Origin of the sequence: Sulfurospirillum sp. MES (assembly GCF_000789415.1) — a bacterium.
Classification (GTDB): domain Bacteria; phylum Campylobacterota; class Campylobacteria; order Campylobacterales; family Sulfurospirillaceae; genus Sulfurospirillum; species Sulfurospirillum cavolei.
In genome coordinates this window covers 14,702-38,770 of the sequence record NZ_JSEC01000011.1, presented here as the reverse complement: position 1 = coordinate 38,770, position 24,069 = coordinate 14,702, and the positions used below count along the sequence as shown (strand labels likewise).

Here is a 24,069-nt window from a genome sequence, read left to right as displayed (position 1 = left end):
CTCTTCTTCCTAACCTGTCGCCAAACTTCGAGAAAGAAGAGTAACACCGTTCTGAGTTGAGGGTGTGGTCTGCAATTTTACCACAAATCCCTCTGATTGTTAAAAATTCAAAATTTGAAAAATACACAAAGGGAATATCTATGCAAAAAAATTTCTACTGGATGAAGATGTATCGTACATTCTTTAGTGATCCGCAAATCAAGAAATTGAGGCGAATTGCCGGTGGCGATACATACACGGTTATTTATCAAAAAATGATGCTCCTATCGATTGTAAATGGTGGAGTGATACATTTTGAAGGGATAGAAGAATCTCTTCCAAAAGAGCTTTCTCTCGTGCTTGATGAAGACGAGGAAAATGTAAAAGTCACGCTCGCATATATGCAATCGCAAAATCTAATTGAGCAAATAAACCCAGAATGTTTCTTACTCCCTGCAGTTCCACCTTTGATAGGCAAAGAAGGTGATAGTGCCGAGCGTGTAAGACGTTTTCGAGAAAAGAAAAAAGTCGAAATGTTACATTGTAACGACGCTGTAACAGGGCGTAACGGTGATGTAACACAGAGTAAGAGTAAGATAATAGAGAAAGAGATAAAACCCTCTCTCTTACTCTCTCCCACTTCGCACAAACCAACTTATGATTTAAAAGATATCAAGAGTTTTAGAGAGCAGCTTTCTAACATGTACCCTAATTTTTCCTTTTCCCTCAGCGGAGAAATGGGCTATTCAAGAGAGCACAGAGGCTTTTGTTTAAAGGGCGGTTATATCTTTGATCTCCACACCAATAAAATCGTTAAAAGCACTGAGAGCTTTGAGATTTGGCAATACCTCTACCACGTCAAAACTCATGTTCTTGATCTTGCACAGATACAAGCACAAAACCAACATAAGGAAGAAAATTATGCAAACAATGATCAGTGAAAACGCGGCGAAAATCCTGGAAGAAATCAATAGCAACCCAATGTTTAAAAAGTTGATTTGCCTAAATCAAAAGCAAGCGGCTGAGGCCATTGGTGTTAGTTCAACTACGTTGATCTTGTGGCGCAAAGATGGCTTCGGCCCTCAATACATCAAGGTGGAGAGAGGCAAAAGAGGACGAGTACTTTATCCAAAGATTGAGATCGCCGAATGGCTAAGTCGTACTATTAAAACCATGTAATAAGGGGATGTTATGAACCATGAAAATGCAAATATTTTAAAACGGCTACAAACTCTTGAAAGTAAACTTGAGAGGTTGACGAGAGAGGAAATGTCATCGAATCTTTTTATCGAGTTTCGTTTTCTTTTTCAGGGTGATCAAATTGCGACGGGCATCGTTGATTTAACAGCATGTGACGGCATCATTAAGAAGAAATTTAATCTTCTAAAAGCTCAATATGCGCTTACTCGCAAAATCAAAGAACATGCTGAATTCGCCGTATGTTTAGTAAGCAAAGATGATCGTATTGGTAGCATAAGCGAATTCTTCATTACGGGTGAGAGCTTCATTAAAATTAGCGGATTTGTTCCATGTGTTGAAGAGTTTTTTGAGTTTGATAAATCGTTTAAAGCACATTGTGCCTCGCTGAATCAAAATGAAAAAAGGAGTTCACAATGCGCTTCTTAGTATTGTTTTTATTCCCTTTATTCCTATTTAGCGATGTTGCAAGTGAAAAAGATACGTTAGCAGATTCGCTCTTTACGGCTAATGATGCTATCGTCACACCAGGTACATGTTCGTTTTCATGTCGTGCCGTTGCCGATGGTTATGTAACGCAGATCATCGATATTGATGCGAAAAGTGGTACAACGCATTGTGAGGTGTATAGTAGTAATAATACAAGTAAAGCTTTAGGTGTAAATGCCAATCAACAAAACCTTACATGTAAAGCGCAAGCAAATAAAAACCCCAGTGATTACTCAGGGCAACTCAAATCTAGTTCCGATACAAATTACCAATTGACGGGTGCGAAATACGAAACGGACTCGATGACATTTTCACGTTTTTTGACTGGTATGGCAACATTGGATCCGTCCATCATTGATTTTAGCGCAACAAACTCAACCGGCATGTTGCAAGTCAAAAACTCTAATATGCTTTACGGAACAAATATCTCAACCACAAGGCAAGAGACGTTTCTATCGTTTTTTGGCGTGGAAGATGCGACGACAAACTCAGAGATCGTCTCGAGCGTTGATAGTTTAAATAAGGCGAATTTAGGTTACTTTTCGAACTTATTTTCCAATATGTCGAGCATTTACGCTTACTTGCAAAATCTTCTTTTTGCGTTTGTATCAGCATTCTTTATTGTGATCCTAGGATCTAAAAAGTTACAAGCCTACTTAGCCAAAGAAAATGACACCACAAATTTCCTTAGTAAGCTTTATATATCAATCATTGCCGTAGCATTATTTTATATCCCCATGCCGTCAGATAACAATATGCACAGTTCGATCATGCAAAACATTATTCGCAACTTTATGTCAACTAGCACGCAAGTCGCCGATAAAGCGGCGGTCATTGGTGCGAATACCTATTTACAAAAGTTATATGCGTCAGTAGGTGCAAATACGATGCAAGGTGAAGCGACGATTTATTCGTTACGTGATAGTGCGAAAGCTCAAAGAGATATTTACGCTAATGTGATGCAGCAATGCAAAAGCCGTTTTCCGGATGCAATGACGTTTCAAGTCAAAGATACGGAGCTAGATCAACAAAGTATTTACAACTTCAATAAAGTGCAAGAAGGCATTACTGCAAAAGCGTGTAGATCTATCGAAAGACGATGGCTAATTCTTTCTAAAACTTATGATCAGCAAAGCAAATACGCAGATCAAATAGCGCAGAGTTTTGGCAATAACGCATTGCAAAGTAAGCTAAATAGCATCAATACATTCCTCAATAATCGTCAAAATGAACTCGGATGGATCAACGCTGCGTTCATTCCATCGGCCGCTATTTTGATCGAAATGATGCCACTTGTAGAAGTTGCTAAAAGCACTATTACCGAAAATCAAGAGAGTAATCAACAGAAGATACGCGATGCGTATGCTTCCGGTGATGAAGAGAAAAGTTTACTCGAGAAGATCAAAACGACGGGTGGTAGTATCTTCGGTGCAGTAATGGCAAAAATGGTATACGCCATTTTGCCGGGTGTGAATACTATCTTCCAAGTTTTCAATTCAATCATTGGTAGTGGTGTAGAGATGATTACGTTTATTGCGACATTTTTTTCACCGATTGGCGGTGCAAAAGCATTTAATTTTATTACCCATGGTGGAGGTAGTGCAACAATTCAGTTAGCGAGTCTTGTTTTGGCAGCTATGTTCGTGGGATTGATCCTCAAATACATTCCTTTGATCACGTCGATGATCGCCGGAATTCTTGCCGTGGTTGGATGGTTGTTTGAACTCACTCAGTATTTTTTTATCACACCGTTTGTTGTTGCCTATGCCGTGACGATGCGCAAGACAGACAAGATCAGTGAATATCTTGTCACCGGTATCGTGATCTTTTTTAAGCCGGTGCTCCTCGTTATCTTCATTTATCTCGGACTATTTTTGTACTACCTCTGCATGGACGTTTTCGTCATGTTTGCCGAAGAGCAGTTCTATCTTTTGGATGCGATCAATCAGAGCTTTTTTGTAGCGATGGTGTTGCAACTTTCACTAGGACTTATCAAAATCGTTTCATCGTTTGCGGCGGTTTATCTTATGTGGAAAGTGATTTTATCTGCACCAAGTCATGTGATCAAAATGATCGGACTGAATAACGTTGGCGACTTCCTCGAACCGATCTCGAGTAAGCTCGAGCGACAATCTCTCGTATAAATCAAATCAGGAGTGAGCAATGAAAAAACTACAAGGCAATAGAGTCATTGAAACTTTTTTAAAGTCAGCGACCTGGGCAATACCCGTCTTTGCTTTTTTAGCGTGGTATCCAAAAAAATTTATTGACGTACCTCATTTAATCGTGCCGAATGACGTAGGCGCATTAATTTTGATGTACGGCTATTGGATGATCCTCGCGGTTACTGTGATGATCCTGGCGCATATCTTTGATACTGGTATTAAAGATTTTGATGAGATCAAGGGATACATGGTTACTAAACATTGGTTTTGGTTATTGAGTGGTATCGGGCATATTTTAGGATTTTTCGCATGGAAGATCTTTTGGCCTGGTGGCCTGTACTAAGGAGTAGATGATGAAACCAGAAACAGCAGAGCAAACGTACCAATTTTTCGAGGAAGCGCAGATCGTTTTATCTACACTTGAGGATCATATCGCGGCATTTAATCGTGCCTCTAAAGTGTTTGAAAAAACGACGAGCGATTTTTCGAAAGTAGAAAAGAGCCTCGATGAAATCGGTGCAAAAATCGCAGAAAAAATTCAAGTAAAAACCATTCAAACGTATCTCGTAGATGCAGTAAAGGAACTTGAGAATGTCACCAAGGATCTAAAAAGGCGTAAGCATGAAGAACGCTCCACATTGAAGATTGTATTCGCTTCAACGTGCCTTTCTGTGCTTCTAACAAGCATTGTTTTTATAGCGTTTGAAGCGGCCAATAAACCGCTTCTCAATCTTATCTATCAATTCGTTCATTAAGGAGAACACCATGAAAAATATCGCAATTATTAATACCAAAGGGGGAGTCGGAAAAAGCACCCTCGCCTTTCACGTTTTGCCGGCTATTCTATCGGATAGAAATTTTGAGATTATCGAGATCGATAACAACAATAAAACAACAACGGCGTTTTCAAATACACAAATCTTGAAAGGGAAAATCACCTCGTTAAATATTGCCGATGGAACGCAAAAACTTGAGGAGCTGGTTGTCACTAATATGTTGGATGAGGACAAGATCAGCGTTATTGATGCCGGTGGTGGTGATGATTCACTGAAAGTAATCCATGCATTTATTGATCAAGATTTGATCGCAGATACGCTTTTCATCATCCCTTTTATGCCTGACTTTGTGCAGCTTAAAAACTTGGTTGATACGTATAACGTTTTACCAAGTGCGAAGATCCTCGTTGTGTTAAATAATGCGGATCTAAGTGATCCAGATCATCTTATGTTCATCAAGGGCAACGAAGATTATGAAATCCCAAATATTTCAACAATCTTCCCACATTTTGCAGTATGCCCAAAAAGTCCACTTTTTTCGTATGCCGCTTCACGCAATAAAGAGACGATCAAAGATCTTGCCCTACTTGCAAGTCAATATAACAAAAACGAAATACTTGAGTATGCAAAGACAAAAACCAAAAGCGATAAAGACAAAATGACGAAGATTTATCGCAATTGGAAAATTTCACGTAACGCAAAAGATTATCTCGAGAATGAAGCGATCGCGCAGCTTAGAAATATCATTTTGGGAGAGCAAGCATGAAGTACGAAGATTGGATCGCAAAGAACACGCCCTTAAAGCGTGTTTCATCCCTCGAGCCTTATCGAGATGAAATTCAAAAGCTCTTGAGTTTGAATTACACGCTAACGCAGATCACAGAGTATTTACGAGACGTAAGAGATATTGAGATCTCAAGGCAAAGCGTGAAAAAGTTTTTGGCAAGCAAAACAGCTCAAGATAAACCAATACGAGCGGAAAAAAGTGAAACGTCGAAAGTGAGTTTGGAAGATAAGTTCAAGGGCTTTTTATAAGCCCGATGCAACCACATGTAACCGTGAGGCAACCAATAGTAACCGAATGTAATCAAGTGCAACTCAGCGTAACCGAGATGTAAGTCAAAGGTAACCTCGTGCTACCGCAAAGTAACCAAGAGGAAACCCTAAAAGCATTCACACCCAACGCCACGTTAATGGCACGAGGTGAAAAAAAGACGAAAAAGAGGCAAAAATGCTTTCAATTGCAAATATGAATAGCGCACAAGCAGCTCATTATCATGCGAAAGATCAAAACTATTATCAGCAAGATAAAGAGACAAGCGTTTGGGCTGGCAAAGGTGCTGAACATTTAGGCTTGAGCGGTGAAATAGATATCAAAAAATTTGAGCGATTATGCTTTGGTATTCATCCTAGCGAAGAACGCACTCTTGTAGATATCAGTGAAAGAGCGGGAACGGATCTAACCTTTTCTGCTCCAAAATCCGCATCGATCTTATGTGAATTGGGTGATGAACGTACCAATCAACTCATCCGTGCAGCACATGATCAAGCGGTGCAAACCACACTATCATTTGTGGAAGATCATTATGCTCAAACGAGAGAACAAAAGGACGGGCATAGAGAAGCAATCTCAACCGGTAATCTCATCATCGCTAAGTTTCAGCACGATACCAGTCGTGAAAATGATCCGTCATTGCATACGCATTGCTTTATCGTCAATGCAACGCAAAAAGAGAACGGTGAATGGCGAGCGTTGCACAATAATCAACTCTTTACGCACAAGATGTTTTTAGGCCAGACGTATCGCAATGAATTGGCCAAAAATCTGAGAGAGCAAGGATTCATGATTGAGGTTACAAATGCCAAAGAGGGATTCTTTGAAATTCAAGGTGTTTCCAAAGAGTTGATCAGTGAATTTTCACAAAGGCGTGAGCAAGTCCTTGAGAAATACGAGGAGCTAAAAAAGCAATATCCCTCTCTCGAGGAAGAGAAGATCAAGGAGATAGCAACAACCGGTAGCCGAAACGTGAAAGATAAAAATGCTGATCGTAACGTCATTAAATCCAACAATATCGAAAGAGCCAAAACCATTGTCGCCGGTAAAGATTTAACCTATCTGAATCGGCTCAATAGCTCACAGACCAATCACGCACATCAAAAATTAACGGCTAAAGATGCGGTGGATCTTTCGATTCGTATTCAAAGCGAAAAGACGAGTGTGTTTAACCGTGAAGATGTGATGAAAAACGCAATGAAGCTTTCGCTAGGTGAGCATTCACTTAGCGCTATGCAAAGTGCTTTTGATGATCATGTAAATGAGCGATCGATTGTGCAACTGGATCAAAATGCGTACTCGACACCGGAGCTCTTGCAAAAGGAGAGAGGGATCGTTGAAATGGCAAAAAACCGCACAAATCCTTTGATCTCTGCGCAACACGTGGATCAATATCTAAGCCATACGTCTTATAGCCTCACAAAAGGACAACAAGAAGCGTATACGCATATTCTCACCAGTGATGAGTCTATTTCAGTGATCCAGGGCGATGCCGGCACTGGTAAAACGTTTATGCTCAAAGCCGTTAGAGAAACGCTTGAGAGTCAAAAGCAAAGTAGCAATCTACGAGGACTCGCTTTTACCGGAAAAGCCGGAGAAGAGCTTGAGCGGGAAAGCGGTATTCCCTCTACGACGTTACACGCTTTTTTTGTGAATCCACCGGCAGAAAAGAATATGGTTTATATCGTAGATGAGGCTTCAATGGTCAGTTCATTACAGATGCACCACTTATGTGAGATTGCTAAAGAAAACCATTCAAAAATTGTGTTTATCGGTGATCAAAAGCAGTTTCAATCTTTGGGAGCCGGCAATATGTTTTCGCAGCTTCAAAAGCAAAGTGATATTCGTATTGTCGAAATGACTGAGAATAAACGCGCGCAAACAGAATTGATGCGATCGCTTTATTCGTCTATCAAGAGCAAGGATTTAGAAGAGGCTTTTGGTATTTTGGAAAAGCACCAAAGACTTCATGAAACGACGGATCTCGAGAGGATCAAAAACGAATACCTCAAAGATCGTCATGATACATTGCTTCTTGTGGATACGAATGCGAATCGTAGAGCTTTAAATGAGTTAATCAGGGCAGATCTCGTCGCTCAAAAGGAAGTCACACAGTCTCAACCGTTATCGATCAAAGAGGCAATCAATCTAAATGAGATTGAAAAACACTACTCGAGCAATTACCAAGTAGGCCAAATTGTTGTCGCGCAAAATGCGTTTCAAGGATTTAGTGCCGGGCAAGAAGGGATGATCACCGCGATTGATCATCCATCCAATACGATCACGGTTACCAAAGATGAGCAAAGGATCAAAATCGATCTAAGCAAAGCTCACGCTCAAGCGATTCAAACCTTTGCTATTAAAGAAAAAGCGTTTGGTGTCGGCGACAAAATCGTTTTTACAAAAAACAATCGAAACCTCAAGTTTAGAAATGGTGAGACCGCTGTGATCCAAGCGATTCATGGGAATATCATCAAAGTGCAAAAGGGAAATAAAGAGTTGGCGTTTGATGCTTCCAAATATCCTTATATCGATCATGGATACGTCATTACAGCGCATAAAAGCCAAGGGCAAACAACCGGTAAGGTTATCGCTTTCACGAATGCACAAATGGCCAATTTAAACCGCTTTTACGTGCAAATTACCAGGGCAAAACGTGATGCCTTGATCTATACCAACAGCATAGCAACACTCAAGGAGAATACACAAAAAACGCAAATTAAAACAAGTACCCTAGATTATTTTAGGTCGGCAATGCAGCATGAGGCACATACAAATCACAATTATGAAAGGACATTCAATGAGCAAAAAGAACGAAGAATATCAAGAGGATCAACTCTTTCAATACTGGGAGACTATTGCACAAAGCTCAAAATTGCACTCGCAGATCTTAGCCGACATTTTGGCGTATTTAAAGGAAATCGACGAGAGATTGAAAGCACTCGAGGCAAAGATCAAATGAAAAATATCTTACTTAAAAATGAGCGCGAAAAAGCAGTTCAATCCATAACACAATCACGAGAAAGGAGATAAAAATGTCAGCAATTTTATTAAGTGTCATGTTTAATGCCGGTATTTTGTGGGTGTTTCAAAAAAATCTTCCGATACCAGGCGGTGCAGCATTTGTGTTGCTTTGTATTGTGGAGTATCTAATTTGGGCATTTATTTTTAAAAGACAAGAATCGATCAATGGTCGTATCTTTGATGATAAGGCGTGGGTGATGGGAAGTTATCCCAATTACTATGAACAAACGGAAGGCAATCGATGGACGGCTTCAAAGCGTGTCAAAGAAATTATGTCAAAAGGTGAATTGTTCCTGGATCAGTTTCGATTTGATCGTAATGTGTTGTATCGACTCTCGCCGATCTATGGGTTTACCGGTAAATTTAGTAACTTTGAATGTTACGCGGATCCGGTAGATTTTACGCAATCAGGAATTATATTCGGTGGCATGGGATCAGGCAAAACAGAATTTTACCACTCTATTATTGCACAAGATAAGTTCGATCGCATAGTTGCGTATGATACAAAAGGTGATCTTGTGCAAAAGCATTATAGTGTGTTGAAAGATATTATCTTAAACCCGTATGATCAACGAAGCCATATTTGGAATCCTTTCGAGGAAGCTAAAACGAGCCCCTTTGTTGTAGAAATCTTCTTAACCAATCTTTTCAATGCGTTAAGCGGTACACAAAAAGACTTCTTTAGCGCAAGCTCCAAACAACGCTATATGAAGCTTTTTAACGATATTCTTTATAACAATAATGATCTTTCATCGAATGAGCAGTTTGATCTTTTCATTCAGCAACTCAAGGAGTATTTCGATGATAATCAAAACCATGAAAGACGCAGCGAAGCGGATGTGGCCAGTACGATGCATTTGACGTTTGAGTTTTTTGATTATATGAATTTTTGTATTCAAAACGGCAGCCCTACTTTCACGATTAAAGAGTATCTCTCTCGTAAGAGCTGCAAGCTCTTTTTACTCTCTAGGGATGATCAGCGCTCAAAACTTACCCCGTTTTTTACCGGCTTTTTGGCCGCTTTGACGGCCGTCATGTTAAGCCAGGAAGATCAAAAGAACTCTCTCACTCTCTTTGCTCTTGATGAGTACCTCTCTTTTGCTCAAAACCTCGATAGTGAAACGATCGAGGGGTTGCATACCAGGATCAGAAGTAAAGGTGGTTGTTTGCTTCCAGGTGTGCAATATTTTCCGGAACAAAGCAGTAAATCAGATGGAGCCCAAGGCATTACGCAAAAGATGTTGAACTCGGCAGCTTATTGGTTTTTATTTCAAGGAGTGGATGAATATACACTTAAAAAAATCAATAATACGATCGGCAAGGTGCGTTATCGAAAAGAGCAGATCAGAGAGCAACTTACTGCGGATCCGTTAAATCGTAAAAATTACCAAATCGAAGAAGCAGATCTGCTAAATACCAGTTTGTTTCAATCGTTAGGTCAAAATTATGAGCACATCACGTTTATACCATCGAAACAAATCTTGTATAAAGGGTATACGCCAAGAGCAGAATTACCGATTAGAAAAGAAAATTATCTTCAAAGTGAGAATATCGAAAAGTATTATAGGGAGGCACGAGTATAGCTTAAAGATAGGGGAATTCCCCTATCTTTTAAACAAAAGCAATCGTTAGTTTTTTACCTAAAGCTTGGCCAGCTGAAATTAATGTTGCAAGCGTTAATGATTCGTTTGAGGGGCTTAATAATCGATCAACCGCAGCTCTACTTGTGTGCATCATTTGCGCCAGTTTTGTTTTAGAAATTTTTTGAGCTTTCATTTCTTGTTCTAATTGATAAGCAATAACTCTTTTAATAGCAGCATCATTCACTTCTTCATAGATGCCTTCTTCTCTCAAAAATTCATCAAAATCACTTTTCATATTTGGTTGTAGTTTCATTTTATATCCTTTAATCTACTTAAAGCTAAATCAAGATCGCTTTTTTCTGTCTTTTGCGTTTTTTTAATGAACGCATGCAGCAGTACCATGTATTCGTCGATAACAGCGAATATAACTCTTGCAATTCTTTTGTCTGATATATTGCTTCTCACTTCAAAAAGCTTTTTGCCGAGACCCTTACACGTGGGCATACCTATTGGCCATCCATACTCTACCGTTTTAATATCTTCACCAATGATTTTTCTATCATCTTTGGCAAGAGATAATAGCCATTCTCTAACGGGTTTATTTCCGTTGCTTGTTTCATAAAAGATCGAAGTGATTTTTTTCATTTCCATAGTTAAATTGTATCAAAAATGGTACACAAAGGTCAATAGATTAATGAGTTATTGAATGGATCGTAATAGGTTCTTTAAGAAAAATATTGAATTGCTAAATGGGTTCTGTTGGAAATAGGTTGGAAAGAAGCTTTTTTTATTTTTCTTAAATTGTTTCAGAATGTCGATAAAATGGTAGTTTTGAAGAAGTTTAAGGATTGGTGGCCGGGAGAGAGGGATTCGAACCCCCGGAGGTATTACCCTCAACGGTTTTCAAGACCGCCGCATTAAACCGCTCTGCCATCTCCCGAGACGAAGAAACATATTTGCAAATTTTGGAGGCGACACCCGGATTTGAACCGGGGATCAAGGCTTTGCAGGCCCATGCCTTACCGCTTGGCTATATCGCCACCGAATTCTTAAATCAGGTGGTGCCCGGAGCCGGATTTGAACCGGCACAGGAAAAACTCCCGAGGGATTTTAAGTCCCTTGCGTCTACCAATTTCGCCATCCGGGCAACGCATTTCTTTTTTAAAAAAACTAAATGGAGCGGGAAACGAGGTTCGAACTCGCGACCCCGACCTTGGCAAGGTCGTGCTCTACCACTGAGCTATTCCCGCATTTAAAAAAGAGATGAGAGTATAGCAGTTTTTTTGAAAAATGTAAAGCCATCTTCGTTAAATTTACGGAAGGCAAATTTTTTTAGGGTGGTTTTGCTATAATTTAAAAAATTTTTTAAGGAAGATTGATGCGTAGCGATCAAGTCAAAAAAGGGTATAACAGAGCACCTCATCGGAGTTTGTTTCGGGCCACTGGGCTTAAAGACGAAGATTTTAACAAACCGTTCATCGGCGTAGCCAATTCGTATATCGATATTATTCCGGGGCATTTCTTTTTGCATGAGTACGCCGTGATCATTAAGGACGAGATTCGTAAAAACGGATGCGTTCCTTTTGAGTTTAACACGATCGGCGTCGACGACGGGATTGCGATGGGGCATGACGGGATGCTGTATTCGCTTCCGAGCCGCGAGTTGATCGCCAATTCAATTGAAACGATGATGAATGCGCATATGTTAGATGCGATGATTTGTATTCCCAACTGCGACAAGATAGTACCGGGTATGATTATGGGCGCGCTTAGGGTTAACGTTCCGACGGTTTTCGTCAGCGGCGGACCGATGAAAAAAGGTTATACAAAAGAGGGCGCACCGCTTGATTTAAACTCTGCTTTCGAAGCCGTCGGGAAGTTCGAAAAAGGCGATATTAGCGAAGCGGAATTGGTTGATATCGAGTGCAATGCTTGTCCAAGCGGCGGTTCGTGTTCGGGGATGTTTACCGCCAATAGTATGAATACGTTGATGGAAGCCATGGGTATTGCCCTTCCCGGTAACGGTACGATTCCGGCACTTACACCGGAACGCGAAGCGTTAATTCGCAAGGCGGCCAAACGTATCTGTGAAATTGCCCTCGACGATCGTTTTAAATTGAAAAACATATTGAATGAAAAAGCCGTTCGTAACGCATTTGCGATCGATATGGCCATGGGAGGAAGCTCCAACACGGTTCTTCACATGTTAGCCATCGCTAAAGAAGCGGGCGTTAATTTCGCGATTAAAGATATTAATGAAATTAGTAAAAACGTTTCGCATATCGCGAAAATTTCGCCTTCGCTTTCGACCGTTCACATGGAAGACATCAACAAAGCGGGCGGCATGAACGCCGTTATGAAAGAGGTCAGCCGACGTGATAACGGCATTTTGCATCTGGATAATTTAACCGTGACGGGCGAAACGATCGGCGAACGTATCGCTACTGCGGAAATTAAAGATACGACCGTCATTCATACCCTAGAAAATCCTTACTCCAAAGTGGGCGGATTGGCGATTTTATTCGGCAATTTGGCACAAGCGGGATGCGTCATTAAAACGGCGGGTATCGTGGGCGGTCGTCAATTTATCGGTAAAGCGGTTTGTTTTGATTCGCAACAAGAGGCACTCTCGGGAATCGTGGGCGGTAAAGTCAAAAAAGGCGACGTGGTCGTGATTCGCTACGAAGGACCGCGCGGGGGACCTGGAATGCAAGAGATGCTTTCTCCGACCAGTTTGATCATGGGAATGGGATTAGGTGCCGACGTAGCGCTCATCACCGACGGGCGTTTTTCGGGTGCGACCAGAGGATTTAGCATCGGGCACGTCAGTCCCGAAGCTGCCGAGGGCGGGCTAATCGGCCTTCTTCAAGACGGCGATACGATTCAAATCGACGTTGATGCGTACAGTATCGAAGCCTTGATCGACGAGGCGGAATTGGCGCGCCGTAAAGCGGCATTTAAACCCAAAGTCAAAACGATTCAAGGAAGCTGGTTAAAACAATACCGCCAATTGGTGACCAACGCCAGTAGCGGCGCGGTTCTTCGTACCGAAGAGGCATAATGGCGGATTTTTTCAACCTCTTGTTACAACATACCATTACGATGATGGCAATCGTCGATCCTTTGGGCGTCAGTGCGATTATGCTTTCGCTTTTGCCCCAAAATACGACCAAAGCGCACATCGATAAAATTGCGGCTAAAGCGACGATGACGATTATCGTCGCTTTTTTCGTTGTGCTTTTAAGCGGTAATTTTTTACTCAACCTTTTCGGTATCGAGATCGATTCGCTGAAAGTCATGGGCGGTATTATTTTGTTGCTGACGGCAATTAAGATGGTTCAAGGCTCTATGGAGTCGAAAAATCAAACCGAAGAAGAGCGCGAAGAAGCCATCAAAAACGATGAATTTTCGGTTATTCCTTTGGGTATTCCGATTACGTTTGGCCCTGGAATTTTTGCAACGATCATCATTTTGCGCGGGCATAGCGAAAGCGTCGCTTCCATTGCGGCATTGATTATGGCATATCTTATCGTGGCGTTTAGCGTCTATCTTGCGTTTAAAAACAGTATTTATATCCGTCATTATTTGGGCATTACGGGGCAAAAGATCGTGAGTCGTTTGATGGGTTTGATCGTTGGAGCGATAGCGGTGCAATTTATCGTAGGCGGCATCAGCGTGCTTGCGAAACATTACATGTAAGGATGGTTTCATGAACCGAGGCGGTTGGACGTGCCCTCACGACGTCGAGGGTATTTGCGACATTATTCGCAAAGAGTGTGATCCCGGAGATCGCGGATGCGTGCTTTACGGAAAAGCCAAATTTTCCAATGAAGCCTCTCCTTCCAACGAGGCGTTTGAAAAGCGTATGGAGCGTAAAATGCGTGAAATGCTCGGCGAAGCGTACGATCCTGAGGCGTAATTATTTAAGCGTATAACTCAAAACGATACGAATTTCCACGGGCGATTCGACGCTCGGGAATGTTTTTGAAGCCTGTTTTAACGTCTCAAGGCTGTGTTCGTCTAAAAGCGCATACTTTGACTTTTGGCAGACGTGAGCCTCTTTTACCCCCGCACTTGTCCATATAAAGCATAAAGCGACGGCACCTTCCATTCCCGCACGTTGGGCTCTTTTCGGATACGTTTTTGCCGCTAAAAGTGCCGCTTGAATCTTGTGCGCAATCAGGTTTTCCTGCGCATCGGTCGTATGCTGGAGAGGTTTAGGCATCAAAGCTTCCGTAGTAGTTTCTGCGGATAGAGGGTGCGCTTCTTCGTGCGGCGTCTCGTGAGGCGCACTTAGGGCAGGTGTCGGAGCAACGGTTGCGATCGGCTTAGGCTTGGGTTTGGGCGGCGTCGGTTTAGAAGACGGTTGCGACGGGTGAGTTTCGGCTTTAGGCTCTTCGACGACGTTTGGTACGTTTTGGGGTACGGCGGGTATAGGCGTCGGTTGTTGCGGCGTTAGGCAGATGTGAAAACGCTCTTGTCTCACGGGTTCGCTCGGTTTGCCACGGAGCGTAAAAAACGATATTAAAAGCATTGCGACGCTTACATGTAAGAACAATGAAAGTAAAAAAGCGCGTTTGAGGTACATGTTATCGAGGGAGTACCGCAATGTCGAGGTGTTCCAAACGGCGTGCTTTAAGGTGATCCAAGAGCGTCACGAACAGTCCGAAACGGCTCTGCTCGTCAGCTTGAAGCATTAACGTGTCTTGCGGGTTTAACATGTCAAGCTTTTGGTCGAGATTTTCTAAAGGAAGCGGCTCGTTTTGCCATAAAATCGTTTGGTCGTCTAAGAGCGTAATCGTGTAGGCTTGTTTTTGAGACGGGGTGCTGCTTTGCGTCGCTTTAGGCAAATTGAGCTCTAAGGTGCGTTGGGCGATGAACGTTGAAAGGGTTAATACAATCGTTAAAAGAACCAGCATAATGTCAATAAAAGGGATAATATTGAGCCCTTCGGGTCGTTTAAGCCGCACGCGATGCCTTCCACTTGGCGCTCAAAACGTCGCATTTGCGCAAGCATGCGCTATAGGCCATAAGCGTCGGAATGGCGACCGTTAAGCCGAGTGCCGTGGCTTTGAGTGCAAGCGAGAGTCCGGTTAAAACCGTATCGGTTTGGATATTGCCGGATTTTCCCATATCGTAAAAGGTAACCATAATGCCTAAAACAGTGCCTAAAAGCCCGATATAAGGTGCGTTGGAGCTGATAATCGATAAAGCGGTCAGGTTGCGCGTCAAATCGGTTTCAAGCGTGTCGATATCGCGGTAAGGCGTTACATCGATGTTGCGGTAAAAGAAAAAACGTTCCAACGCATAGGTGAGAGCCAGAAGACTCATCACCCCTAAAATACCGAAAATCGCATAATCGATCCAGAATTTTAATGCGTCCATCAATTCCATCCGCGCGAATAGGCTTTAAAACAATCCAAGCAAACTTTTTTCCCCTCTTGCAAGCGCATTTTATGCTCCGGCGCGCTCTCGCCGCATACTTCGCATACTTCCGAAGCAAACAAACGTGCCGATTCGGGAAGCTCAAACGTCGGCTCTTTGAGCGTAAAAAGCTCTTCCAGCGGTGCGTTTAAGATCAACTCTTGCATGCTCGCGCGATCCATCGTATGACCGAAAGGGCGTTTAAAAACGATACGCCCTTTTTTGCCGTTTTTGCGATCAAAAAAACTAAACGCTTGCTTCCCCGTGTCTTTATAGATGAGATTGCCTTTGCCGAAACTGCATCCTAAAAGCACTTGAATCGCGTCCACTCCGCAGGCGTCGTTTTCGGTTACGCATACTAACTCTTCGTCTTTGCTAAATCCTACCATCCCTAACCACTCGTGAGCGGCTTGCGATGCACGAAATCCGATGGCAAGTCCCGGACATGCGTGTCCGTGGAATGCGATACATTTTTCCCATAATTGTTGCATTAGAAATGTACTCCTACCGTTAACATCACGCTTCTAGGCGCGCCTTGGTAATAACTTGCCGCACCTGCTCGCGTATCGTCCGAAGCACTGATAGCCGATACATATTCTTTATCGAAAATATTATCCACTTCCAGTGCAACCCTAAGTGTCGCTTTATCGTAAAAATTCTTTTGCGTATAAGCAAACTGAGCGTCGAATAGCCAACAATCGTCGATTTTATCGTGATTGCCCGCATCGCCGTAGCGTTCGCCTAAATACCGTGCCATAGGAATAAATTCGAAACGACCGATTTTATATATTATACCCGTTTTCGCCATCCATTTGGGCGTATCGACGATTTGGTTGTCTTTGGCGTTAAGCGTCGTGCCTTGATAACTAATATCCTCGTCGTAGGTAAAGTGTACGTAGGTCGGATTGACGAAAAACGTTAATTCGTCGTTAATAAAAGCGTTGATTTCCGTCTCAATTCCGTAGCTGGTGGCTTTTCCGATATTTTGCTGATAGCTAATCGGTAAACCGCCCGAGAGTACCCTGCTATCGGAAACATTGGTCAGAAGGTTTTTGTGTTTTCCGTAAAACAAGGTCGGCGCAATTTCGAAGCTATCGTTTTTGTAACGTACGCCTACGTCGAAATTATCCGATTTCTCAAGATCGTATCCGTCGAAAAGGTCTTGAACGCTTACTCCTGCGGCTTGAAACTGCGTGCGATAAGTATTGTACGTGTTCATAATCGGTAAGTAGGAATAGGGACGGATAAAGCTTTTACCGTAATTGGCATACGTTTGCCATGCGGCATCGAAATTATATGAGACGCCAAACGTCGGTAAAACGATCGAATAGGTTTCGCCGTCTCGATCCAAATCGCTTGCCCTAACCAATCCGTAAGGTGCGGAAGTGCTTGTCGTATAGCCTAAACTGTCGGCATCTTCGAAACGAAAATATTTTAATCCGCCTTGCCAACTAAAGTCGCCGACGTTTCCGGAGAGTTTGAGGTAAGGACTATTAAGATAGGTGTCGCCCGAAGTACCGACGACGCCCATCCCTCGATACGAGAGCCCCGAAGAGGTGATGGCATAATTTTCGGTTGAGATTTCCATCAGCGATTTTTCGAAATGATAGCCTACCACCGCCTTAAACAGGTCGTAACGGGCTTCAAGTTCGCTCATCATACCGTAACGCTCGATGTCGCGAACGCGTTTTTGAACCCTTCCTCCGTTGCTGGTGACGCCTTGGTAGATTTCGGTGTCTTCTTTGGAGTAGTAGGGCTTCAGATTTAAGGCGTAGGTATCGTTAAACGAATGCGTTAAAATCGCTATCAGGTCATCGTTTTGATATTCGCCTTTGTTGTAGTCGTAGTAGTAAATATCTTGCGCCGCGCTTCCCGTCAAGGCTTTATTATAATCGACGTTGTAGTTGGCTTTAAGATTTTGGGTTTGCGCATACGAAAGCGGTCGGTATAAATTTTGGTCTTGGTCGTTATGGTTGTACCACAATTTAAGCGTCGTCGCTTCGCCGATCGGTTGGACGAGAGAAAAGTTGGCGTTGACTCTAGGTCCTAAGTCGCCGTCTCCTCGCCATTTGTCGGCTTGCGCGTAGGAGACGGCTCCCGAGACACGCGTACCGCTTTCATTAAGAATACCGCTATCGAGCCTAAAATAACTTCGCGTATAGTGATCGCTCCCGATCGTTTGCGAGAGGTCAAAGCCGAACGCTTCTTGCGCCCATCTGGGATGCAACGTAATCGCACCGCCTCTGGAACCTACCCCCGTGCCGATATCCGAAGGAACGCCGCCTTTATAGATCGAAAGCGATTCCATATTTTCCATATCGTAGAGATAATCTCTAGGTCCGATGGGATTTCCGCCGTAATTGGGAACGCCCTCTACCGTCAATGCGCCCATAGAACTTCTAACGCCGCGCATCCGTACGGTACTTTGTTCGATCGCAAGACCGCTACTATCGACATTTTCGACGCTAACGCCCGGTAAAATCGATAAGGTTTCGTAAACGCTCGTCGTTGCCTTGACGCCTTGAATCTCTATGCCTTTTTGCGTCACTTCACTGCCCGTATAGACGCTTTCTCCCGCTTGTTTAGTCGGATTAATCAGACGTTCCGCTTCCACTTCCACCGTTTCGAGATCGACACCGTAAAGCGTCGAAAGGCTTAAAGCGGCAAACGATACCTTTAGCCAATGCTTGTGTTTCAAAACTCCCCCCTTTAATAACACGTATTTTTTTAAAATAATTCGTATTACTATAGGTTAATTAAGCTGTAATACAAATAAATTATAAATAATATTTTTGATAAATTCAAATATTATTGAGGCGTAAAAGTCTTAGTGGCGGTGCCCTTGAGCGATAGATTCATGGTGATGTCCGTAATAAACGAAGGTATGCCCTTCGCTGACATGTAAGGATGCGGCGACCTCAAAGAGCTCTTCGAGCATCGAAGCTTCAATATGCGAGGTCTCAATATCGTGCAGTAACGTGCCTTGTTTGAGCATTAAAAGGCGATCGGTGTAATGAATGGCGTGTTGAATGTCGTGCAGAACGATGAAGGTTATAAGCCCTTTTTCACGCGTCAGTCGATGGATGGCTAGAAGCATTTCAAGTTGGTTTTTAGGGTCTAAGTGTGAAATCGGCTCATCTAGCAGTAAAATTTTCGGTTCTTGCAATAACGCCGATGCGATCATCACTTTTTGACGTTCGCCGCCGCTGAGTTCCGTGACGCTCATCTCAAGAAGCGCAAGAAGGTCAAATTGCTCGACGCTTTGTGCGATGAGGTGTTTATCGGTTCGCGAAAGTTTGATTCCGCTGTGGGCACGACGGCCGAGTTCCAAAACTTCCAACGTCGTCGCTTGCGAGGGCGTATTGAATTGAGAGACGTAGGCGATATAGCGTGCCAATTCCGCCGCTTTTAAACGACTCAGATCCACGTCGTCTAGCATCACGGTACCCAAAGGGGAGGGAATGAGCCCCACCAGATGTTTTAAAAGCGTACTTTTGCCCGCTCCGTTGGGACCGATGAGCCCTACGACTTCGCCTTCGCGTGCCGTACACGAAACGGCTTTAAGAAGCTCTTTACGTTTCAAGCGGTAGGTAAGATCGTGAAGGTAAAGGCTCATCGGCGGCGTCCTTGCGATACGAGAAGGTATAATAAAAGCGGTGCGCCGATAAACGACGTTAAAATGCCTACCGGAAGCGTTACGGGATGCAAAAGCATACGTGCGGTGAGATCGGCGCCCAAAAGCAATGCTCCTCCGCATAAAGCCGAAAGCGGTATTAACGCTCCGTGCGCACTTCCTAAGACAAGACGTACCGCATGCGGTGCGATGAGCCCGATAAAGCCGATAATCCCGAAAAAGGCAACGGCGATAGCGGTACAAAGCGTCGAAAAGAGAATGACGCCGATGCGAAAACGCTTGACTTCCACGCCTTTGTTAAACGCGTTTTCGTCTCCAAATGCCAATGCGTCGAATTTCCAATGTGCCGCCCAGAGATAAAGAAGCGATGGAATCAAAAAAAGTACCATCGCTCCAAGCGTCATAGCGTTGGCTTTGCTCAAATCCCCAAACGTCCAAAAGAGCGTTGCGGCGGCATTGATATCGCTGGTAAAGTACTGTAAAAACATCGTTCCCGCATGAAACAAAGAACCTAACCCCACGCCCGCCAAGATCAAAGTGTGCGGGATCATGCCCACAAAATGCGAAATCCATACGATGAGTAGCGCGCACACGATGCTTGCACCGAAGGCAAAAAGCGCGATATTGAGTTTGAGCCACAGAGGATGCGTCGAAATATCGGATGCACTAAGTGCGATAATCGCAAATGCCGCTCCAAATCCAGCCGCTTGCGAAATGCCCAAGGTAAAGGGCGAAGCGAGCGGGTTGCGTAAGACGCCTTGCATCGCCGCTCCCGAGAGTCCCAAAAGCATGCCGACGAGCAATCCTGCGAGTGCGCGCGGTAAGCGTATGGAAAAAAGGATCATCGAAAAGCTTCCGGAGGAAGGCTCCAGTCCTATGAGTTTGAGCGTATCGCGTACGACGACACCTCCCGTTCCGCTAATCATATTGAGCCATAACAGAAGGATAATCGTCAGCGATAAGAACGCAAAAAGTCCGAATCGCTTGAGCGTGCGCTTGCGATACAGAAGGTGCAAACTCATAAAGGCGGATACTGCAATTGAGATAAAAGCTTCGCACCGTGTTGCGGGTAAAACGCCTCGTAGATTTTTTCCGCTTCGGCTTTGACCTCGACTTTGGCACCTAAGCCGCTTGCGATTTGCCATGCGATGACGAAGAGGTTTTCGATATTGGTGCTGTAGTAGTTATAGCCTAAAACGGTTTTGAGCTGTGCCGTTTTGTACGCGCTGAGCGAATCGTACAAGGCTTTGTGTTCTTGATACTCCTCTTGAATTTTGGCTTGACCGAAAAGATCGACGAAAATGATTTCCGGATCGCTTTTTAAGAGAGCCTCTAGCTCGATAAACCGGTGTCCTTTGAGTTTTGTCTGTTCAAAAACGCAGTTTTTGAGCCCGAGAAGCGCAAACGGAGGATAATCCACTTCGGTACTCGTGAGCCCTTGGACGCCCTTATAGCCTACACCGCCGACGTAAACGCGTTTTTTCTCCAACGAAAGCGAACGCAAGGTTTTTTCTTGATTTTCGATAAACGCGACGAGGTTTTGCGCGCGCGGTAGCGTTTGCGTGATTTCCCCTAAGAGCAGAAGCGACTTTTTGACCTCTTCAAGATTTTTTTCTTCCGTACCGCCGTAAGACGCGCCATAGCTGAGGGCAATAATCGGTATATGCGTTTTAGAAGCGATCGTCTCGATTTGGTTTTGATCGACGAACGAAGTGACGATGAGGTCAGGTTGAAGCGTCAGTAACGCTTCCATGTCGGGCATTTTACCCGGACCTCCCGGACCGATTAACGGAAGTTTGTCGATAGTTTCCGCACCCATAAACGTACGGTACGGCGATAAAAAAGAAGCCTCTTTTTCGATTTTTTCAATGCCGACCAGACGGCTGTTAAGTCCCAAATACGTTCCCAAACGCAATGCGCCAGGACCTAAAAAAACCAATCGGGACGTTGTGCTAATTTCAACGTTTCGACCGAGCATATCCGTATACGATTGAGCGAAAAGCGTACCGGCGAAAAGCAGGCACGCAAGGATTATTTTTTCCATGAGATGAGTTTCACTCCTGAGGTGGTTTCAAAGGCGACATCGCCGTTTGCGTTTTGCATCGACGTTATGCTCGACTTTAGGGCTTGCATGTTCGGCTGGGCGCGGTTGATGCGAAGATGCCATAAAACCGACTCCAACGCTTTAGCGTAAGGCATTACATGTAAACGCGTATCTTCCAAATAACATTCATCATATGCGATACGATTTTGCTCTAGCCACCGAAGGATCAATTCGGAGCCTAAAGGAGCCTTGAGCGTGAGTCCGTGCGCTTCAAACACGGGACCTAATAAACCGGAGATGCGCTTTCCCGCCCATCCCAAATAAACACACGCATACGACGAAAGGGCGTGAAAACGCTCGATATGTTCGGGTGTTTGGAGTGCTGGGGACATCGAAGAGAAGCAAATATCGAAAGTTCGATCGCTTTGAAAATCATCCCACGTCCCGCAAAAAAAGTCGAATTTATCCCCAAGGTTTGCTTGATCGGCGTCTTCTTTGAGGACGTTTAGCATCTCTTGCGAGAGATCAAGTGCGCTTACATGTAAGGCTTTGTTCGCGAGGTGAAGCGTGTAAACACCCGTGCCGCATCCTACGTCTAAAAGCGTTTTTCCTTCAAAATCGATACCGTTTTGAGCGAGCGATCGAAAGATGCGCTGTTGAAACTCCGTGAGGTTGAAAGAAAAGCGCGGATACTGTTTGGCTTTTTGATCCCATAAGGAGCGGTTGGCGGAGGCGTTGAACATTTTTAGACCCCATAAATAATACCAATTCTATTTTGATATTATTTTAGCGTTCCTCGCGTTAATCAAACCTGAAAACCAAACCGACTAGCTTTTGGGTTTATACCCGATTCTAAATCCGCCCCAATGGCGAGCGCGTACGTAGATCGGAATGGAAATATCGTGCATAATATCGCCGTTCTCACGGATATAGGTTTGCAGTAAAACACGTTTTTCGTGATTGGCTCCGCGAACGCCGCTATCGGTAAAGATACGTTTTGAGCGATTTTGGAAAAGGTCTTTTTGGTAATCGCCGCTCAGCGGTGCGCGTGCATTATGCGTCGAGATGTATCCTGATTTGTGCATGGCGACGGCATAAAAAAGCGTTTGCTGATTTTCTTTCATTAACGTATCGACAACGATCGGAAATGCCTGATCGGTAAAAGCATCGTAGCGATTGGTAAATTTTTGCGGGTCGGTACCCGCAATCGGCTTGAAATTCGTGTCGAAAATATCGTCGATACTGAGTTGTCCGCGTTGAATCGCCTCTTCAAAAATCGCTTCGATCGCTTGTTTTGCACCGAGGCATTTTTGGTACATCTGCTCGTGGTACTCGTCCATCGCAAACGCGCTAAGATTTTCGTGTGCACTTTCGGCACTGCCGATAATGGCTTGCGTTTGTCCCGAGATGGACTTCATCTCTTTCGTACCCGATTCAAGCTGGTCGCTGATTTTATCGATCGCATCGCGAATCGTGAGCAATTGGTCGCTATTATAATGCGAACTTGTCGCGATATGATCGATTTGCTCTTCGATTTTTTCGGCGTTTTGAATAAAGTTTTTGATCTCCTCTCCCACGCTTTGAACCGTTTGCGACGCACGATCGACTTCATGACGCAAGGCTTCGATGCTGCTAAAAACGTCGATCGTGTCTTGTTGAATCTCCTTAACGATCATCGTCACCTCGTTGGTCGATTTGGACGTGCGCTCGGCAAGGTTGCGTACTTCGTCCGCTACGACGGCAAATCCTCTACCGTGTTCACCCGCCCTTGCGGCTTCGATAGCGGCATTGAGTGCTAAAAGATTGGTTTGATCGGCAATGTCGTCGATGACGGTCGTGACGTTTTGAATGTTCAGCGATTTTTCTTTGAGTTCGTTAACTTTGCGCGAAGCATCGGCGGTTTGCGCATTGATATTCGCCATATTGGCGATAATCTCGCTGAGTTCTTGAACGCTTTTTTTACTTTCGCTCATGGAGAGTTTGGCAAACGAAGAAGCGTCTTGCGAATTGGTGCTGACGCGATTGACATGTTCAAAAATATTTTGAGCCGATTCGGAAATTTTACCGATAGAATGAGCTTTTTCTTCCAATTTCTTAGACATCGCGTCGATGGAAAACATCAAGCGTGCCGTCGAAATCGAATTACGTGCGGCACTGTTGGAATAGTGCTCGCTCAACTCGATCAGCAAGGCGATGAGTTCGTAAGGCTCGCCCAGAAGTTCTTGAATAAACGGTTCGTCTTTTTCGAGTGCGTTAAAAGAGTGCTTTGTTTTTTCCCGTGCGCTTTTCGCGCGTGCTTTGAGGTCAATCATCAACCGAATCGCTTGAGAAAGCGGGCGGATCATTTTGACGTATGCCGCAAGCATGAAAGAGAGCAAAAGTCCGACTTCCAAGCCAAGTGCGAGAAAAACGGGCACTCCCAACGCAACGCTTAGGGCGATGCATACCGATGCGATGATGAAAAAAGAGCCGAGCAGCCGATACGAACGTTCTAACATGTCAAAGCCTTTGCGGTTCAAAAGTGTTATGGTGAAGAAGGCATGTATTTCATGGATTTTCCGTAAAATCCGGCGCTTAAGAAGTCTTGAGAATTTTGCTTTCAAGACGTGTAAGAGCTCTAAGGAGCATAACGTACTTTGTATGATAAAGATATGATAGCCGATCGTATGCTAAAGGTTGAAGCGTTTCGTGTTTAATTTT

General features: G+C 43.8%; 25 protein-coding genes and 4 tRNA genes. 13 read left to right on the top strand and 16 right to left on the bottom strand.

The annotated features are described in order from the left end of the window. Positions 1-140 precede the first annotated feature (140 nt). From OA34_RS11385 to OA34_RS11340, 10 genes are all read left to right on the top strand, one after another. On the top strand, positions 141-920 hold the full coding sequence (locus OA34_RS11385) for a phage replisome organizer N-terminal domain-containing protein (protein WP_286683011.1): 780 nt from the start codon (positions 141-143) through the stop codon (positions 918-920). Further along, positions 901-1,158: a helix-turn-helix transcriptional regulator gene (locus tag OA34_RS11380; RefSeq protein WP_286683010.1), complete on the top strand. Its 258-nt coding sequence runs from the start codon at positions 901-903 to the stop codon at positions 1,156-1,158. The genes OA34_RS11385 and OA34_RS11380 overlap by 20 nt, the downstream gene beginning before the upstream one ends. Before the next feature lie 12 nt (positions 1,159-1,170). Then, positions 1,171-1,605: a hypothetical protein gene (locus tag OA34_RS11375; RefSeq protein WP_039675442.1), complete on the top strand. Its 435-nt coding sequence runs from the start codon at positions 1,171-1,173 to the stop codon at positions 1,603-1,605. Further along, the gene (locus OA34_RS11370) at positions 1,593-3,809 is read left to right on the top strand and encodes a hypothetical protein (RefSeq protein WP_039675440.1); all 2,217 of its coding nucleotides are present in this window, start codon (positions 1,593-1,595) and stop codon (positions 3,807-3,809) included. Before OA34_RS11375 ends, OA34_RS11370 begins: the two co-directional genes overlap by 13 nt. Positions 3,810-3,828: 19 nt before the next feature. Beyond that, entirely contained in the window at positions 3,829-4,173 is a 345-nt protein-coding gene (locus tag OA34_RS11365) for a hypothetical protein (protein ID WP_039675439.1), read from the top strand. Positions 4,174-4,180: 7 nt separating this feature from the next. Beyond that, a complete protein-coding gene (locus tag OA34_RS11360; RefSeq protein WP_286683009.1) occupies positions 4,181-4,585 on the top strand; it encodes a hypothetical protein in 405 nt (134 codons plus the stop codon). Positions 4,586-4,595: 10 nt separating this feature from the next. Then, positions 4,596-5,372 (top strand): nucleotide-binding protein, encoded by a 777-nt coding sequence (locus OA34_RS11355; RefSeq protein WP_039675435.1) that lies wholly within the window; start codon positions 4,596-4,598, stop codon positions 5,370-5,372. Next, the gene (locus OA34_RS11350; protein WP_039675434.1) at positions 5,369-5,641 is read left to right on the top strand and encodes a hypothetical protein; all 273 of its coding nucleotides are present in this window, start codon (positions 5,369-5,371) and stop codon (positions 5,639-5,641) included. Before OA34_RS11355 ends, OA34_RS11350 begins: the two co-directional genes overlap by 4 nt. 196 nt (positions 5,642-5,837) lie before the next feature. Continuing rightward, positions 5,838-8,693: a MobF family relaxase gene (gene mobF, locus OA34_RS11345; protein WP_039675432.1), complete on the top strand. Its 2,856-nt coding sequence runs from the start codon at positions 5,838-5,840 to the stop codon at positions 8,691-8,693. A gap of 2 nt (positions 8,694-8,695) precedes the next feature. Beyond that, positions 8,696-10,267, top strand: coding sequence for a type IV secretory system conjugative DNA transfer family protein (locus OA34_RS11340; protein WP_039675430.1), 1,572 nt, complete (start codon positions 8,696-8,698; stop codon positions 10,265-10,267). Positions 10,268-10,295: 28 nt separating this feature from the next. On the opposite strand, the gene OA34_RS11335 is transcribed toward OA34_RS11340, so the two are convergent. The 6 genes from OA34_RS11335 to OA34_RS11310 all read right to left on the bottom strand — a co-directional run bounded on the left by OA34_RS11335 (position 10,296) and on the right by OA34_RS11310 (position 11,517). Then, on the bottom strand, positions 10,296-10,580 hold the full coding sequence (locus OA34_RS11335; protein ID WP_039675428.1) for an XRE family transcriptional regulator: 285 nt from the start codon (positions 10,578-10,580) through the stop codon (positions 10,296-10,298). Continuing rightward, a complete protein-coding gene (locus OA34_RS11330; RefSeq protein ID WP_286683008.1) occupies positions 10,577-10,912 on the bottom strand; it encodes a type II toxin-antitoxin system RelE/ParE family toxin in 336 nt (111 codons plus the stop codon). Before OA34_RS11330 ends, OA34_RS11335 begins: the two co-directional genes overlap by 4 nt. Before the next feature lie 207 nt (positions 10,913-11,119). Next, positions 11,120-11,207 (bottom strand) — tRNA-Ser (locus tag OA34_RS11325). A gap of 26 nt (positions 11,208-11,233) precedes the next feature. Then, positions 11,234-11,307: transfer RNA gene (locus OA34_RS11320), tRNA-Cys, on the bottom strand. 19 nt (positions 11,308-11,326) lie between these two features. Continuing rightward, positions 11,327-11,414 (bottom strand) — tRNA-Leu (locus OA34_RS11315). Positions 11,415-11,442: 28 nt separating this feature from the next. Continuing rightward, positions 11,443-11,517: transfer RNA gene (locus OA34_RS11310), tRNA-Gly, on the bottom strand. Positions 11,518-11,645: 128 nt separating this feature from the next. On the opposite strand from OA34_RS11310, the gene ilvD reads away from it, so the two are divergent. The 3 genes from ilvD to OA34_RS11295 are packed head-to-tail and all read left to right on the top strand — an operon-like array spanning position 11,646 to position 14,186. Then, a complete protein-coding gene (gene ilvD, locus OA34_RS11305) occupies positions 11,646-13,328 on the top strand; it encodes a dihydroxy-acid dehydratase (RefSeq protein ID WP_039675424.1) in 1,683 nt (560 codons plus the stop codon). Continuing rightward, a complete protein-coding gene (locus OA34_RS11300) occupies positions 13,328-13,966 on the top strand; it encodes a MarC family protein (RefSeq protein WP_039675422.1) in 639 nt (212 codons plus the stop codon). The genes ilvD and OA34_RS11300 overlap by 1 nt, the downstream gene beginning before the upstream one ends. A 10-nt stretch (positions 13,967-13,976) precedes the next feature. Beyond that, complete coding sequence (locus OA34_RS11295) at positions 13,977-14,186, top strand: hypothetical protein (RefSeq protein WP_039675420.1); 210 nt, start codon at positions 13,977-13,979, stop codon at positions 14,184-14,186. Here OA34_RS11295 and OA34_RS13790 read toward each other — a convergent pair whose 3' ends face one another. The 10 genes from OA34_RS13790 to OA34_RS11245 all read right to left on the bottom strand — a co-directional run bounded on the left by OA34_RS13790 (position 14,187) and on the right by OA34_RS11245 (position 23,867). Then, positions 14,187-14,876 carry a TonB family protein gene (locus OA34_RS13790; RefSeq protein WP_286683007.1) on the bottom strand — a complete coding sequence of 230 codons (690 nt, stop codon included), beginning with the start codon at positions 14,874-14,876 and terminating at the stop codon, positions 14,187-14,189. Then, the gene (locus OA34_RS11285; RefSeq protein WP_039675418.1) at positions 14,857-15,237 is read right to left on the bottom strand and encodes a biopolymer transporter ExbD; all 381 of its coding nucleotides are present in this window, start codon (positions 15,235-15,237) and stop codon (positions 14,857-14,859) included. The genes OA34_RS13790 and OA34_RS11285 overlap by 20 nt, the downstream gene beginning before the upstream one ends. Beyond that, on the bottom strand, positions 15,227-15,652 hold the full coding sequence (gene exbB / locus OA34_RS11280) for a TonB-system energizer ExbB (protein ID WP_039675416.1): 426 nt from the start codon (positions 15,650-15,652) through the stop codon (positions 15,227-15,229). Before exbB ends, OA34_RS11285 begins: the two co-directional genes overlap by 11 nt. Next, a complete protein-coding gene (locus OA34_RS11275) occupies positions 15,652-16,182 on the bottom strand; it encodes an FmdE family protein (RefSeq protein ID WP_039675414.1) in 531 nt (176 codons plus the stop codon). Before OA34_RS11275 ends, exbB begins: the two co-directional genes overlap by 1 nt. Beyond that, positions 16,182-18,389, bottom strand: a complete 2,208-nt coding sequence (locus tag OA34_RS11270; protein WP_039675412.1) for a TonB-dependent receptor — start codon at positions 18,387-18,389, stop codon at positions 16,182-16,184. Before OA34_RS11270 ends, OA34_RS11275 begins: the two co-directional genes overlap by 1 nt. Before the next feature lie 129 nt (positions 18,390-18,518). Continuing rightward, on the bottom strand, positions 18,519-19,307 hold the full coding sequence (locus OA34_RS11265) for an ABC transporter ATP-binding protein (RefSeq protein WP_039675410.1): 789 nt from the start codon (positions 19,305-19,307) through the stop codon (positions 18,519-18,521). Further along, positions 19,304-20,347, bottom strand: a complete 1,044-nt coding sequence (locus OA34_RS11260) for a FecCD family ABC transporter permease (RefSeq protein WP_039675408.1) — start codon at positions 20,345-20,347, stop codon at positions 19,304-19,306. Before OA34_RS11260 ends, OA34_RS11265 begins: the two co-directional genes overlap by 4 nt. Then, on the bottom strand, positions 20,344-21,369 hold the full coding sequence (locus OA34_RS11255; RefSeq protein WP_039675406.1) for an ABC transporter substrate-binding protein: 1,026 nt from the start codon (positions 21,367-21,369) through the stop codon (positions 20,344-20,346). The genes OA34_RS11260 and OA34_RS11255 overlap by 4 nt, the downstream gene beginning before the upstream one ends. Continuing rightward, the gene (locus OA34_RS11250; protein ID WP_039675404.1) at positions 21,357-22,112 is read right to left on the bottom strand and encodes a class I SAM-dependent methyltransferase; all 756 of its coding nucleotides are present in this window, start codon (positions 22,110-22,112) and stop codon (positions 21,357-21,359) included. The genes OA34_RS11255 and OA34_RS11250 overlap by 13 nt, the downstream gene beginning before the upstream one ends. An 84-nt stretch (positions 22,113-22,196) precedes the next feature. Further along, the gene (locus tag OA34_RS11245; RefSeq protein ID WP_039675402.1) at positions 22,197-23,867 is read right to left on the bottom strand and encodes a methyl-accepting chemotaxis protein; all 1,671 of its coding nucleotides are present in this window, start codon (positions 23,865-23,867) and stop codon (positions 22,197-22,199) included. Positions 23,868-24,069 lie beyond the last annotated feature (202 nt).

Excerpts from the sequence above, each read along its gene's own strand:
- OA34_RS11375 (WP_039675442.1), top strand. The coding sequence starts at position 1,171 with ATGAACCATGAAAATGCAAATATTTTAAAACGGCTACAAACTCTTGAA.
- OA34_RS11295 (WP_039675420.1), top strand. The coding sequence starts at position 13,977 with ATGAACCGAGGCGGTTGGACGTGCCCTCACGACGTCGAGGGTATTTGC.
- exbB (WP_039675416.1), bottom strand. The coding sequence starts at position 15,652 with ATGGACGCATTAAAATTCTGGATCGATTATGCGATTTTCGGTATTTTA.
- OA34_RS11250 (WP_039675404.1), bottom strand. The coding sequence starts at position 22,112 with ATGTTCAACGCCTCCGCCAACCGCTCCTTATGGGATCAAAAAGCCAAA.
- OA34_RS11360 (WP_286683009.1), top strand. The coding sequence starts at position 4,181 with ATGATGAAACCAGAAACAGCAGAGCAAACGTACCAATTTTTCGAGGAA.
- OA34_RS11255 (WP_039675406.1), bottom strand. The coding sequence starts at position 21,369 with ATGGAAAAAATAATCCTTGCGTGCCTGCTTTTCGCCGGTACGCTTTTC.
- OA34_RS11340 (WP_039675430.1), top strand. The coding sequence starts at position 8,696 with ATGTCAGCAATTTTATTAAGTGTCATGTTTAATGCCGGTATTTTGTGG.
- OA34_RS11275 (WP_039675414.1), bottom strand. The coding sequence starts at position 16,182 with ATGCAACAATTATGGGAAAAATGTATCGCATTCCACGGACACGCATGT.
- OA34_RS11335 (WP_039675428.1), bottom strand. The coding sequence starts at position 10,580 with ATGAAACTACAACCAAATATGAAAAGTGATTTTGATGAATTTTTGAGA.
- OA34_RS11350 (WP_039675434.1), top strand. The coding sequence starts at position 5,369 with ATGAAGTACGAAGATTGGATCGCAAAGAACACGCCCTTAAAGCGTGTT.
- mobF (WP_039675432.1), top strand. The coding sequence starts at position 5,838 with ATGCTTTCAATTGCAAATATGAATAGCGCACAAGCAGCTCATTATCAT.
- OA34_RS11330 (WP_286683008.1), bottom strand. The coding sequence starts at position 10,912 with ATGAAAAAAATCACTTCGATCTTTTATGAAACAAGCAACGGAAATAAA.
- OA34_RS11355 (WP_039675435.1), top strand. The coding sequence starts at position 4,596 with ATGAAAAATATCGCAATTATTAATACCAAAGGGGGAGTCGGAAAAAGC.
- OA34_RS11245 (WP_039675402.1), bottom strand. The coding sequence starts at position 23,867 with ATGTTAGAACGTTCGTATCGGCTGCTCGGCTCTTTTTTCATCATCGCA.
- OA34_RS11265 (WP_039675410.1), bottom strand. The coding sequence starts at position 19,307 with ATGAGCCTTTACCTTCACGATCTTACCTACCGCTTGAAACGTAAAGAG.
- OA34_RS11370 (WP_039675440.1), top strand. The coding sequence starts at position 1,593 with ATGCGCTTCTTAGTATTGTTTTTATTCCCTTTATTCCTATTTAGCGAT.
- ilvD (WP_039675424.1), top strand. The coding sequence starts at position 11,646 with ATGCGTAGCGATCAAGTCAAAAAAGGGTATAACAGAGCACCTCATCGG.
- OA34_RS11300 (WP_039675422.1), top strand. The coding sequence starts at position 13,328 with ATGGCGGATTTTTTCAACCTCTTGTTACAACATACCATTACGATGATG.
- OA34_RS11385 (WP_286683011.1), top strand. The coding sequence starts at position 141 with ATGCAAAAAAATTTCTACTGGATGAAGATGTATCGTACATTCTTTAGT.
- OA34_RS11260 (WP_039675408.1), bottom strand. The coding sequence starts at position 20,347 with ATGAGTTTGCACCTTCTGTATCGCAAGCGCACGCTCAAGCGATTCGGA.
- OA34_RS11380 (WP_286683010.1), top strand. The coding sequence starts at position 901 with ATGCAAACAATGATCAGTGAAAACGCGGCGAAAATCCTGGAAGAAATC.
- OA34_RS11365 (WP_039675439.1), top strand. The coding sequence starts at position 3,829 with ATGAAAAAACTACAAGGCAATAGAGTCATTGAAACTTTTTTAAAGTCA.